We start from the raw sequence: 12014 nt of genomic DNA, 5'->3' as shown, positions 1-12014 counted from the left end.
CGTCGCCGATACCCGCGGGGACGACCCCGTCACGCGTCATGATGTCGCGCACCTCGGCCAAGGCGAGCGGGCCGATCCGGCGGGTCAGCCCGCTCGGACCGAAGGGATCCCCGTCGAGATTGTCGTCGCGCGCGATCTGCCAGGCGCGCGCGACCTCGGCCTCGAAACGCCGTGCCCAGTAGTCGCGCAGCAGTCGCGTGAATCCGACGCGGTCGAGTCGCTGCTCGGGCGGGATCGGCAAAAGGATCACGTAGTCGGGCAGATTGAGCCCCTCGATGACGGCGAGCGCCTCCGGATTTTCCGATTCCAGGCCTGTGAGAAAGGCCGTGGAGGGCATCAGGTAATAGGCGAGATCCGGGATCGAGATGTCGCGCGCCTCGGTCGCCAGATGGTCGATGATCAGGCGCTCGATCGCCCTGGGATGGAACAGGAAGACGCCTTCGGCCGGTTTGAGGACGCGCCCGCGGAAGAGCTTGGCGGTGGTCTCGGCGCTGTCGGAGGGGGTAAGGTCAGACACGGGGCTCGCGATGCTGGGTCCAAGGGGCCGGCATGATCCGGGGGTGCGTGGGCGGTCGCCGCGTCGGTGAACCGGCTCGGCCTCCGCACCCTATCGTAATTCCTTTATTCCTAATAAGGAAATCGATCGACCCTCCGACACGAGCCGCGATTGCGTCGTTGCGGCTCGCAGTTGCGCGGCCGATTAGGCCCTAGCCGGTATCGGTCCATCGCTCTCCAAAATGCCGGTTTCCCCTTCGCTCTTAGCGATGATGACGGCACCGCAGGAGTCGCTGAAGACGTTGACCGCCGTGCGCATCATGTCCAGGAGTCGATCGACCGCCAGGATCAGGCCGATCCCTTCCAGCGGAAGTCCGACGGCGGACAGGATGATGGCGATGGCCACGAGGCTGGCGGCCGGGATGCCGGCCACGCCGATCGAGGTCAGCAACGCGAGGATCACGATCAGCATTTGAGTGGCGAGATCAAGCTGGATCCCGTAAGCCTGTGCGATGAACATGACGGCGACGCATTCATAGAGCGCGGTCCCGTCCATGTTCACGGTTGCGCCCAAGGGCAGCACGAAGCTCGAGGTCCGGTTGGAGACCCCGGCGTTCTTCTCGACACATTCCATGGTGAGCGGGAGCGTGGCCGAGGAGGAAGCGGTGGAGAAGGCGGTGAGCAGCGCCGCACCCATGGCGCGATAGTGACGGCTCGGCTTTACCCCGCCGATCAACATGAGCAGCAGCGGCAGGGTCACGAAAAAATGGATGCCGAGCGCGATCACGACGCTGAAGAAGAAGAGCGCAAGCGGCCCGAACGCCTCCAATCCGGTGTCTGTGACCGTCTTGGCGACGAGTGCGAAGACCCCGATCGGTGCGAAGCGCATCACCAGCTCGGTGATCTTCATCATCACCTCGAAGACGCCGTTCCAGAAGTCGAGCTGTGTTTGCGCCAAGGTGCCGCTGAGGCGCGTGATGAAGAAGCCGTAGAGCAGACTGAAGAAGATCAGCCCGAGCATCTGCCCCGCTGCGGCTGCCGCGACGACATTGGTCGGCACCATGCGCAGGAAGATCTCGACGATGTCGGCAGCGCCCTTGTCGGCGAATTGGTCCTCCAGATCGCTCTTGGTGGCCGACAGCCCGAACACCTCCTCGGCCGTTCCCTCGACCACACCTGGCTGAGTGATGTTGACGACGAGCAACCCGACGATGATGGCGAGCAGGCTCGTCATCGCGTAATACCCGATGGTCTTGCCCCCGAGACGCCCGAGATTGCTCGAGTCGCCGATTCCGGCGATCCCGACGATGATCGAAGACACGATCAGGGGTACAATCAACATCTTCAGGGCGTTGAGGAAAAGCTCGCCCAGAAAGGCGAAGATCCCGTACAGGGTGACCCCGAAGAGTCCGGTGTCGCGCTCGATCAGCAAACCGATGACGATCGCGAGCACAAGGGCGATCAGGATCTGCCAGTGGAGCTTCATTTTGAGAACCGACATCGACGTCTCCGAAGGGCTCTGAGGTGGTCCGGCACGGGTCGCCGCGCACCTGATTGCGGGATCTCGCATCCGCGCGGAAGAAATCGGCGATTCCTATTCGCCGAATGTCGAGCCGGCTCGGCGTGCTCGAGGGGGGTTCGGAGAACCGCGGATACGGGCGCATCTTATGCCGTACGCCGTGCCGAGACCAGACCGTCACAGCACACATAGAGCGAACATCGTCAGCCATGCACTATCGCGTCTACTACTTATTCGAGCGTTCCGGGGAGTCGGTCTCGTCTGCGAATGCGCTGGAGGTGAGCAGCCGGGAGATCCGCGAGCAACTGCTGCCTCGCCTGCAGCATGAGGACGATTATCTCGGGATCATCGATCGTGCCGAGAACACCCTGCAGATCCTTCGCGAGCCCGGCTCCATCCGTTACTGGGTCGAGCTGCCGATCGATGAAGCCAAGGCATCCTACGGCCGGCACATGGATTTCGAAGAGGTGGACCGGCTCATTCGGGAGCTGCCGTCGGTCTTCGATCGCGAAGCCATTCCCGGACTCGAGTATCGCCCTTGGTGAGCCACGATGGATGAATCGACCCGCAACGCGCAACCGGTTTCGGCTCGACCGGAAACGACCGACCCACTCAAGGCCGCAACCGGCTTCGTCTATCTTCTGCAGGCCCTGTCGTTTATCTTGGGCGTGACCTCCGTCATCGGCGTCGTCGTCAACTATCTGCGCCTCGCCGAGGTGCGCGGAACCTGGCTCGAATCCCACTTCGTCTGGCAGATCCGAACCTTTTGGTTCCAGCTCTTTTGGGGCCTCGTCGGTCTGGTCACCAGCGTGTTTTTGATCGGCTTTCTGATCTGGGGCGTGGTGTACTTCTGGACCCTTTACCGGGTGGTCAAGGGGTGGCTGAATCTTGCCGAAGAGCGGCCGATGTACGCCGAGTGAGCTTGCGAACCCCGGCAATAGCGGCCGGCGGGCTAGTACGCTCTACGATGTGGCGGGGCCGGCTTGCGAGCGAGACCCTTCGAGCTGATTCAACGCACCGCCAGGATCAACAGCACGACAAGCGCGACAACCGCGCCGAGCGGCAGGAGAGCCGCCTGCCAATCCCCCTTTTCGGCCTTCGGACCGTTCTCCTGCCAGTGTTTGTAGGCTGGCCAAAGATAGAACAGCATCAAGACGAGCACCGCGGCGGCGGCGATCTTCAGTGCAAGCTCCATGGGTTGACTCTCCGGTCGTCGCTTGGTTAGGCGTGTGGCGCCGAAACAAAAACCCCGGCGCGGGGCCGGGGTTTCGTGCCCGAGAAGGGGCGCTTCGGTCAGTCGTCGCCCATGATCCCGAGGGTCTGCAACAGGCTGATGAAGATGTTGAAGATCGACAGGTAGATCCCGTAGGTCGCCATGATGTAGTTCGTCTCCTCGCCGCGCACGATCCGGCTGGTGTCGAACAGGATAAAGCCGCTCATCAGCAAGATGATGGCCGAGGAGATCGCCAGCGACAAGGCGGGCATCTGGAGGAACAAATTCGCCACGACAGCCAGGATGACGACCATCATGCCGGCGAAGATGAATCCGCCCATGAAGCTGAAGTCACGCTTGCTGGTCAGCGCGTAGCCCGACAACCCCAAGAAGATCGCCGCGGTGCCGCCGAATGCCAAGCCGACCGTCTGCGGGCCGTTCGGGAGGGCGAGATACATGGACAGGATAGCGCCCAACCCGAAACCGAGCAGACCGGTGATCAAGAAGATGACGCCGATGCCCTTCGAGGAGTTGGCCGTGCGCGGAAGCACGAAGATACCCATCAGCATCGCGACGATCACCGAGACCAGGTACATCCAGCTCGGCACGGCGAGGGCGATCGACACCATCGCCGTGAAGGCGCTGAAGCCCAGCGTCGCGGCGAGCAGCAAGTAGGTGTTCTTGAGCACCTTGTTGGTCGAGATGACCGACTGTGCGCTGCGGGGGATGGAAAAATCAGTGTTGGCCATTGGTGTGGTCACTCCGGTTACGAGAGGTTCAAGCTGCCGAGTCTGACCCGGCGGGAAGGTCCGAGTTCCTGAAGGATACCTGATGGAGTCGCTCGCGCAAGCGTCAAGGCGGTTGGGTCTGCGGCGGACATGCGCTATCCTTACCGCCGCTGTCGCTTGGTGATCCATGCCCTGCAGTTCCGGGGGATCGCGCCGGGCGATCGATCCGGAGAGGTGGCTGAGCGGTCGAAAGCGGCGGTCTTGAAAACCGTTGACCCTCGCGGGTCCGTGGGTTCGAATCCCACCCTCTCCGCCATGTTATTCAGTTGGTTATCCTCTCCTCTTAAAGTTTTTTCGGCCGGCATCGCCGTCGTCCATTCCAACCCCGCCGGCCTCGCACACCCTTGGTTCCTCGTGTCTCGGTGGAGCACTTCCCTTCTGTGTTCGGCACGGCAGTGTCGAAATCCTCGATAAATTCGAGCAATTCAGCCAGAAAATCGTCCTCCCGACGCGGCGCGTGAGTACTGCCTTTGTTGCTCGCGGCTCGCCGCGTTCCGGTATCTTCCCTTCGCATCCACCTTCACCGCTGATCCTCGAGCCCGGTCAAGGACCAGAGTCGGTCGATCTGCGCACGCAGCTCCGCGACCTCGTCCTCCAGCGCATCGATACGGGCGCTGCGTGTCGGCTCGCCGCTCGCCGCGTGCGCGGACTCCGGTATGTCCTCGATCTTGGGGCTGCCGCAGAGCAGGTGGGCGAACCGCTCCTCGCGTTTTCCGGGCTGGCGCGGCAGCTCGACGACGAGCGGGCGGTCGCGCTCGGCCATGCCGTGCAGTGTCCTGCTGACATGCTCGAGATCCTTGAAATCCGCCAGACGTGAGGTATTGGTCCGCAGTTCCCCCGTCGTCTGAGCACCGCGCAGCATCAGCGCGCAGAGCAGGGCATGCTCTTCTCGGCTCAGCAGGAAGGTGCCGACGATCTTGTGGTCGTAGCGCTCGGTTCGGCCCGACAGACTCGCGTAAATGAGACCGCGGTCGCGCAATTGGTTGACGACGTGGCCGACCTCGCCGGGGGTCATGTTCATAACGGGATGACGGGCGCTTTTTTGGTTGCAGGCGCTGACGAGGCTGTTCAGGGTCAGAGGGTATTGGTCGGGTGTGGTGCGCTGCTTTTCCATGAGGCAGCCGAGGACGCGTGCTTCCGTCGGGGTCAGCATGGCATCGGAGGTCTTGGATTCGTGCTCGATCGTCATGGTAGGCGGTTCTCTGGTGGGCGGTTGACGGACCCGGCGGCCGGGACCTCGGTCGATTCGTCGATGCGTCGCACCGCCCAGTCCAGGACGGCTCGCACGCGATCGTTCAGGAGCCTATGCGCCTCTTCCGGGGTGACCCAGCGAAACTCCTGGTGCTCCGGAAATCCAAGCTGCGGGTTGATCCCGAGCACCACATTACCGCGCGGTGACTCCGCCAGATAATAACGCGCGATCTTGCCGCGACCGTAGGGCGGTGTTTCCACGAAAGACGTTCCCCACCGGAAATCCAGGTCGAGCAGCCCCGTTTCCTCGGCGACCTCGCGCCGTGCGGCGTTCAACGGGTCTTCGCCGGGCTCCGTCTCGCCCTTGGGGAAATCCCAGTAGCTGAAACAACGCAGGATCAAAAAGCGTATCTCGGGTCCGGAGCGACGGACCGGTATAACGCCCGCGGAGAGGATCTGCGGGCCTTTCATTCCCCGCGCTCGCGTGTTGCAGGTTTGGATCCGCGTGATGGGGACGCCGCGTCTTGCATGGCCGTCGCTAGGGGCAGGGTTTCGGCCGGGTCGGAGCGCAGCGTGCCGGCGGCGCGTCGGATGCGGGTCAGGATCGCGTCCCGACCGTTCGCACCGAAGCGGCTCGCCAACGCAGCCGGGCATTGGAGCTGGCGGACGGCTGCGATCAAGAGCGCGGCTTCGTCCTCCGCGATGCGTCCGGCCCGCAGACAGGATCCGAGGCGGTGCCGGACGAGCTCGGCCAAGAGCGGGAGTGTGGCGTCCAGGGAGCGATAGCCGTCGATGAAGCCGCTCAGCTCATGATTGTCGATCGCGTCTCGGTGTGGCGCCCCGGGCGGTTCCGGCTCGGTGCGGATCGCGGCGAGGAGCGCGGCGACGGTGACGGGGTCGAGCGTTCGCAGCGGGCCGGCCAGCAGCACCGGGAGCCGGGATTCCAGGCGCGCCTCGGCCCCTGCCGCAAAGCGCCGACCGCGCGCGTTTAGACGGCGCAGCACGACGAGCGCGTGCTCGCCGCTCGCGGCATTCCTGCTAGTGCCTACCTGGACCGGACGAAATCCGCAGCGGTCCCAGAAGCGGATCAGCCCGGAGGTTGCGCCGAAGCTCGCGCCCAGGAGATCCACGCCCTCGGCGCGGCCGTCGCGCGCGAGCCGGCGCAGCAGTCTGCGGCCGAGACCGCGGCGCGCGAGCGCCGGATGGACGGCGATCCGGATCACCCGCAGGTAACGCAGGGCAGGGGCCTCGGTAAGTCCGGCATGCGTCGACAGTGTCTGCGGGAGCAGGTGGCCGCGCGGACGGCGTCGCCCCATGTAAATCGCCTCGCACAAGGCGGGATCGGCAAAGCCGCCTTCCTCCGCGGCTAGGAGCGTGGCGACGACGTGCCCACGCCATCGCAGCGCGTAGATGCGGACGTTCGGGCCGTCCAGCAGCATGCGCAGGTCCATCGGCCGGGTCTGGTAATGCGCGAGAACGAGCAGGCCGAAGAGTTCGCGCAGGGTCTTCTCGTCCCCGACCAAGGCGTCGCGGTCGAGGCGCTCGCAGCGGATATCGGCGGGATCGGCGGCGCTCGGTGCCTCGACCTTGGCTGGGGCGGCGTCGAGCAGCAGGGCACGGAAGGTCAGGGCTTCGAGTGGATCTCCGGGCGCCCAGCGGATGGGTGTCTCCAGCGAGATCTCGCGCCAATTCGGAGTGAGCCGATCCAGGGTGTCGCGGAACCGCACGTCGAAGCCGCGCCCCGTGCCCTCGTAGCCGTGAACCGTGGTCGCGAAGACGACGCGCGGGTAGCGGGCGAGCAGCGTCTCGAGGATGGGTGCGGGGATGCCGGCGGCCTCGTCGATCAGGAGCAGATCGGCCGTCGGGGTTTCCGCGGCGAGATCGGCCGGGGAGACGAATGCGAGTGAGCCAGATGCGCGACTCTGACCGGATCGATCGGTCACAGGTGGCGTCGTCTCGCCCGGTGTCATCACGCTCGCCATGTCCCGTGTGGACGTTCGCGCATGACCGCCCAGCACGGCAGCGGCGTGTTTGAAGAGCGCGTCGGCCGACGAGCGCCGCGATGCGGTCACCAAGATGCGAAGCGGACGCTCGCGCAGAAGTCGGCCGGCGGCGAGGCCCAGGGCGGCACTCTTACCGCGTCCGCGGTGCGCGCGGATGACGAGCGGGCGGCGCGCACGTCCATGCGCGACCGCGAGGACGGCCGCGATGGCGTGATCCTGGTCCGATGTGGCGGGTTCGGCAGGGTCCGGGTCGCTGGCCTGGGTGGTCCGAGCAGGGGTAAAGGGCTCCGGCGTGACGTGTGCGGCGTCCGCGACGAACCTCTGTGTCCTCGACATGCTCCCTGCATCACCCTGCGCAAGGTGAATCAATCCCGGGTCGGACCCGAGAAGCCTCGCGAGCCGGCGCAGGAAACGTCCGGGGACCGATACCGCCGTATTCGGCCAGACCGCGATGCGCTCGGCCTGCGGGTCGGTCAGGTCCGGCCAATCGCCAAGCGGCGGGGTCAACAGCAGCAGGAACCCGCCTCCGCGAATCGCGCCGGTCGCCGCGCCGAAACCATCGGGGTCGAAACCGCTATGGGCGTCGTAGACCAAGAGGTCGAGGTCGCTGCCGAGCAGTCGATCCGCGGCCCGCAGCGGCAGGGCGCCGTCGGCCAGAGGTCGCTCGCTCAGCCAGGTCGGAATCCGGTCCGGCAGCGCGGCGACGCAACGCCATGCAAGGGTTGCGGTCCAGTCCGCATCGCCGCTCAGCAGCAGCGTGGCGCGATGTCCGGCGGCTTGGGCCAGTCGCAGCGTTGCGAGGATGAGGGCTTCGATGGCCTCGCCGGGCAAGGCCACGCGTGTCGCTTCAGCCAAGTATGCGCCCTAACGGGGATTGCTCCGGCCTGGTTGTCGACGGCCTTCTCGGCGGCAAGCACCGGCCCCCCTCCGGCACATGTACACCGGTTCGTGCACGGGGATCAGGACCCGGTTTCGGCATCGGTCAGTCGCCCAGAGGCCCGGTCACCGGGACGAAACGCACCGGCAGAAGGTCGCGGCGGCGTAGGCCGCCGTCCTCCTCCTTGTCGAAGATTGCGAGCTGCTGAACGCCGTTTCTTTCACCGATCGGCATCACCAGACGACCGCCGGGTTTGAGCTGAGCGATCAGCTGCTCGGGAATCGTGGGCGCGGCGGCGGTGAGGATGATGCCGTCGAACGGAGCCGCCTCGGGCCAGCCGAGCCAGCCGTCGCCGGCGCGGACCTGGACCTGCGGGTAACCTGCGGCCTGCAGGTTTGCGACGGCGCGCTCGGCGAGCTCCGGGACGATCTCCACCGAATAGACCTCGACGCCCATGTCGGCCAGCACGGCGGCCTGATACCCGGACCCGGTGCCCAGCTCGAAGACTCGGTCGCCCGGGCCGACATCGAGCAGCTGGCTCATGATGGCGACGATGTAGGGCTGAGAAATGGTCTGTCCGCCGCCGATCGGCAGCGGATGATTGGCATAGGCCAAGGCGCGTTGGGCACTGGGCACGAAGGCGTGGCGAGGCACTCGAAGCATGGCCTCGGCGACGCGAGGATCGAGGCGCGCGAAACCCAGCTCCGGGGCGGTCATGCGGACCTCGGCCTCGATCTTCTCGAGGAGTCGTTGACGTTCCGCGGTCATGTCGTCATCCGATGCGCAGGCGTTGACCGTCGCGACCAGGCAGAGTCCGACGGCGATGAATAACCCGTCGAGTGAACGGAGCGGGCTTCGGCGGTCGGTCATTTGAACAGATCCTCCGCGGCTCGTTTCAGCGACTCCGGGTCGGTCGCCGCGCTCGGCGCCTCGCCGGCTCGGGGCGAGGGGGAGCGCAGCAGTGGCTGGAACCAGTCGCAGAAGTTGGCCCGATCCTTCGCAATGACCCGATCCACCATCGGCTCTCGACACTCGTTGGGTCGTCCGGGCGCGAAATGCCGACAGTTGCGACAACAGTGGGTCGGTTTGTCGCATCCCGGGCAACGCAGCTCGCGCCCGTAATCGAGCTTAGTCAGTCCCTGTCCGCAATTCCAGCAATGTCCTCTGATCTCCTCGCCCATGATTCGCCTCGGTCCAGCCGCGTGGTCGGGTCATTGTCCGCCGTCTTCCCGGACGCTGCCAGGTCCGCGTCGGTGGGAATCCCCGGTCGCGACTCGTACCAGTCTTGGGTGCGCATGACCAGATGCACCACCAGCAGCATCACCGGTACCTCGATCAGCACCCCGACGACGGTGGCCAGTGCCGCACCGGAGTTGAAGCCGAAGAGTGCGATGGCGGTCGCTACGGCCAGCTCGAAGAAATTGCTCGCGCCGATGAGGGCGGAGGGGCCGGCCACGCAATGCGGGGAGCGCATCGCGCGGTTGAGCAGGTAGGCCAACCCCGAGTTGAAGAAGACCTGGATGAGGATCGGCACGGCCAGCAGGGCAATGATGAGCGGTTGGGCGATGATCTGCTCGCCCTGGAAGCCGAACAGCAGGACCAACGTCACCAAAAGGGCGAGCAGCGAAAGCGGTTGCATAAACGCCAATACCCGGCTCAACCGCTTGCCGCTCGGATCCTGTTTCAGGAGGATCGTACGCCAGAGGTTGGCGATCACAAGCGGTACGACGATGTAGAGGAGCACCGAGAGCAGCAGGGTGTCCCAGGGCACCGTAATCGCCGCCAAACCGAGCAGAAGTCCGACGATCGGCGCGAAGGCAAACACCATGATGACGTCGTTGAGCGCGACTTGAGTGAGCGTGAAGTGCGGCTCCCCGCGCGAAAGATTGCTCCAGACGAAGACCATCGCGGTGCAGGGCGCGGCCGCGAGCAGGATCAGCCCTGCGATGTAGGAGTCGATTTGCTCGGCCGGGAGCCAGGGCCGAAACAGCCCGCCGATGAATAGCCAGGCGAGCAGGGCCATCGAAAAGGGTTTCACCGCCCAGTTGACGAAGAGCGTGACCCCGACCCCGCGCCAGTGCTCGGTCACGCCCTTGAGCGCCCTCAGATCGATCTTCAGGAGCATCGGGATGATCATCAGCCAGATGAGCACCGCCACCGGCAGGTTGATCTGCGCGACCTCGATCGCCGCGACCGCCTGGAAGGCGCCGGGCGCCAAGTGACCCAGCCCGATGCCGATCAGGATGCAGAGGAAGACCCAGAGGGTCAGATAGCGTTCAAAGAAGCCCATGGGTGTGCCGCCGGCGCGTTTGCCTGTGGTTTCGCATTGGCTGCTCATGATGCCCTCGCGGTCGGACTCGAGATGGACGCGCCGGGCCGGGATTCGAGCGGCGCGCGTGTTGCCCGGGATCATATCCAGTCTTCCGTATATATGGAAAACCGATTTTTTATCGTTTGATCCCGGTCAACTTCGTGTTCTCGTCGTCCAGTCGGTCCGCGAGCCAATCGACATCGACCAGGAAATCCGGGCCGGCGAGTGCCTGCAAGGGCGCGATCGTCAACGCAAGCAGTGCAGCCAACTGCTCCGCGAGGCGAATCTCGTCTTCGGTCACTACAACCTGGAATACGAGCTCGGCTCATTCAACAGGACCAAAGATGCGGAGCCTTGATGGCAACGCGACAGCAACGTCTTGTCGGGTCGGGTTGTCCGGACGACACCGGGCGTCGGGTCTGAGCAGGCATCACCCATTCATCCCTCCTCGTAGCGGCTCCGCAAGGCCTGCCGCCGACTGGACGCCGAGACCGGAATCATCGCCGCCCGACGCGGCTGATCGCGGAACCGCTCGGTCTCGGCATCGAGCGGTCTCGGGTTAGCCGGTTCACTTTGCGCAAACCTCCGGATCAAATGCCAGATCAGGCTCCGAAGCCTGCTCGCCGGTGCTCAGCCGGGCGACGCCATCCGATGCGACGGCGCGGCCGGCGGGACCATGGTCGAGAGTCCCGTGACACGGTGGCGGTCGTCGACCGGGATCGCCGCAGATTCGAGCGAACTGAAGGACAGCATCCCGACCAAGCTGCTGCTGCCAGACAATGTCGGCGTGCCGCAGTCGGCGAGTGCGGCGGCGGAGATTCCGCCGAGGCAAGGGAGCCGGACTGCGCCGCTCGGTGAGTCCTTAGCCGGCACGCGCCGGCAATCGATCGCGGTCATCCCGCCGGTCGTCGATGTGGTCGAGGGCGGCCGAATCGGGCTTGAGCGGGTTTCATGAAAAAGCGCGGTAAATCAGATCGGTGGGACAGTGGTAACGCCTATTCGAGTACGTGACCGAAGGTAAATGGTGTGACGAGCGTTGTGGGTGGTCGGGACGAGAAGCCTCGGCACCTTAGGCTATTTCCGGAAATCAGCTTCCCGACTGCGCCGTCGCTTCAACGGCGATACCCGGGAGTACGATGCACTCCTGGTCTGTGCTGAATTCGTCCTGATCGACCAGACCAAGAGTCGTCTGAGCAGCGCGAGCGTGGATAACCTCTTGCCGGTTCTGGCCGAGTTTCCAAAGGTCTTTCCCGAATACGCGGATCGGCGTTTGATCGGTGTCCTGGCCAGTCTCTACCCGGACCCGAGCATCGTCACCTATGCCACACCAAAGGGCGTGCTCGTGATGGGCATGGGCGACGAAACCATGGATGTCCTCAACCCCTCCGCGTTGGGCATCGGCGACTGAATCGCCCGTGGCCCGCGCGGTGCCTGCCGCGAAATGCTCGATGTTGTCGCCCTTGTGCAGGGACGTCTCGATTTCGGCATCCCGCCCAGTCTTTTCGCCCCTGCGCGAGGGTCCGGAGGACATCCTCGGGCTGGCCGAGTGTTTCGTTGCCGACGATGCCTGTCGTGTCCCGCAGGAGCGCCGGGTCTTGACCGCATAGGACCGCGATA

Annotated in this window: 15 protein-coding genes, 1 tRNA gene and 1 pseudogene; 5 read left to right on the top strand and 12 right to left on the bottom strand. The window is 64.9% G+C overall.

The annotated features are described in order from the left end of the window. Together VLR48_RS07555 and VLR48_RS07550 are read right to left on the bottom strand one after the other, a co-directional pair. A pseudogene (locus VLR48_RS07555) lies at positions 1 to 517 on the bottom strand (sulfite exporter TauE/SafE family protein); the annotation flags it as partial. 183 nt (positions 518 to 700) lie between these two features. Beyond that, complete coding sequence (locus tag VLR48_RS07550; RefSeq protein ID WP_325291192.1) at positions 701 to 1996, bottom strand: dicarboxylate/amino acid:cation symporter; 1296 nt, start codon at positions 1994 to 1996, stop codon at positions 701 to 703. Positions 1997 to 2223: 227 nt separating this feature from the next. Here VLR48_RS07550 and VLR48_RS07545 point away from each other — a divergent pair, with 227 nt between their 5' ends. Then, entirely contained in the window at positions 2224 to 2559 is a 336-nt protein-coding gene (locus tag VLR48_RS07545) for a hypothetical protein (protein WP_325291191.1), read from the top strand. Positions 2560 to 2565: 6 nt separating this feature from the next. Further along, complete coding sequence (locus VLR48_RS07540) at positions 2566 to 2934, top strand: hypothetical protein (protein ID WP_325291190.1); 369 nt, start codon at positions 2566 to 2568, stop codon at positions 2932 to 2934. A gap of 89 nt (positions 2935 to 3023) precedes the next feature. Here the strand turns inward: VLR48_RS07540 and VLR48_RS07535 are convergent, their stop codons facing one another. Both VLR48_RS07535 and VLR48_RS07530 read right to left on the bottom strand, forming a co-directional pair. Then, on the bottom strand, positions 3024 to 3209 hold the full coding sequence (locus VLR48_RS07535) for a hypothetical protein (protein WP_325291189.1): 186 nt from the start codon (positions 3207 to 3209) through the stop codon (positions 3024 to 3026). A gap of 98 nt (positions 3210 to 3307) precedes the next feature. Beyond that, positions 3308 to 3976 (bottom strand): Bax inhibitor-1/YccA family protein, encoded by a 669-nt coding sequence (locus tag VLR48_RS07530; RefSeq protein WP_325291188.1) that lies wholly within the window; start codon positions 3974 to 3976, stop codon positions 3308 to 3310. 207 nt (positions 3977 to 4183) lie between these two features. Between VLR48_RS07530 and VLR48_RS07525 the strand changes: the two genes are divergently transcribed. Next, positions 4184 to 4271: transfer RNA gene (locus tag VLR48_RS07525), tRNA-Ser, on the top strand. 264 nt (positions 4272 to 4535) lie between these two features. Here the strand turns inward: VLR48_RS07525 and VLR48_RS07520 are convergent. The 8 genes from VLR48_RS07520 to VLR48_RS07485 form a co-directional block, all read right to left on the bottom strand. Beyond that, complete coding sequence (locus tag VLR48_RS07520; RefSeq protein ID WP_325291187.1) at positions 4536 to 5204, bottom strand: YceH family protein; 669 nt, start codon at positions 5202 to 5204, stop codon at positions 4536 to 4538. Further along, a complete protein-coding gene (locus tag VLR48_RS07515; protein ID WP_325291186.1) occupies positions 5201 to 5677 on the bottom strand; it encodes a bis(5'-nucleosyl)-tetraphosphatase in 477 nt (158 codons plus the stop codon). The genes VLR48_RS07520 and VLR48_RS07515 overlap by 4 nt, the downstream gene beginning before the upstream one ends. Continuing rightward, on the bottom strand, positions 5674 to 8064 hold the full coding sequence (locus tag VLR48_RS07510; protein ID WP_325291185.1) for a tRNA(Met) cytidine acetyltransferase TmcA: 2391 nt from the start codon (positions 8062 to 8064) through the stop codon (positions 5674 to 5676). Before VLR48_RS07510 ends, VLR48_RS07515 begins: the two co-directional genes overlap by 4 nt. 127 nt (positions 8065 to 8191) lie before the next feature. Then, positions 8192 to 8956, bottom strand: coding sequence for a protein-L-isoaspartate(D-aspartate) O-methyltransferase (locus VLR48_RS07505; RefSeq protein ID WP_325291184.1), 765 nt, complete (start codon positions 8954 to 8956; stop codon positions 8192 to 8194). Continuing rightward, on the bottom strand, positions 8953 to 9102 hold the full coding sequence (locus VLR48_RS07500; RefSeq protein ID WP_325291183.1) for a hypothetical protein: 150 nt from the start codon (positions 9100 to 9102) through the stop codon (positions 8953 to 8955). The genes VLR48_RS07505 and VLR48_RS07500 overlap by 4 nt, the downstream gene beginning before the upstream one ends. Positions 9103 to 9218: 116 nt before the next feature. Next, positions 9219 to 10424, bottom strand: coding sequence for an ACR3 family arsenite efflux transporter (arsB, locus tag VLR48_RS07495; protein WP_325291193.1), 1206 nt, complete (start codon positions 10422 to 10424; stop codon positions 9219 to 9221). 109 nt (positions 10425 to 10533) lie between these two features. After that, positions 10534 to 10698 (bottom strand): hypothetical protein, encoded by a 165-nt coding sequence (locus tag VLR48_RS07490; protein WP_325291182.1) that lies wholly within the window; start codon positions 10696 to 10698, stop codon positions 10534 to 10536. A 329-nt stretch (positions 10699 to 11027) separates the two neighbouring features. Further along, the gene (locus VLR48_RS07485) at positions 11028 to 11294 is read right to left on the bottom strand and encodes a hypothetical protein (RefSeq protein WP_325291181.1); all 267 of its coding nucleotides are present in this window, start codon (positions 11292 to 11294) and stop codon (positions 11028 to 11030) included. 145 nt (positions 11295 to 11439) lie between these two features. Between VLR48_RS07485 and VLR48_RS07480 the strand changes: the two genes are divergently transcribed. Together VLR48_RS07480 and VLR48_RS07475 are read left to right on the top strand one after the other, a co-directional pair. Continuing rightward, complete coding sequence (locus VLR48_RS07480; protein ID WP_325291180.1) at positions 11440 to 11805, top strand: hypothetical protein; 366 nt, start codon at positions 11440 to 11442, stop codon at positions 11803 to 11805. A 40-nt stretch (positions 11806 to 11845) separates the two neighbouring features. Continuing rightward, positions 11846 to 12004: a hypothetical protein gene (locus VLR48_RS07475; RefSeq protein ID WP_325291179.1), complete on the top strand. Its 159-nt coding sequence runs from the start codon at positions 11846 to 11848 to the stop codon at positions 12002 to 12004. Positions 12005 to 12014 lie beyond the last annotated feature (10 nt).

The sequence above is a fragment of the Thiocapsa sp. genome (assembly GCF_035467215.1).
Classification (GTDB): Bacteria; Pseudomonadota; Gammaproteobacteria; order Chromatiales; family Chromatiaceae; genus Thiocapsa.
Note: the sequence above shows the minus strand (reverse complement) of the source record. Positions and strands in the feature narration are given on the sequence as shown.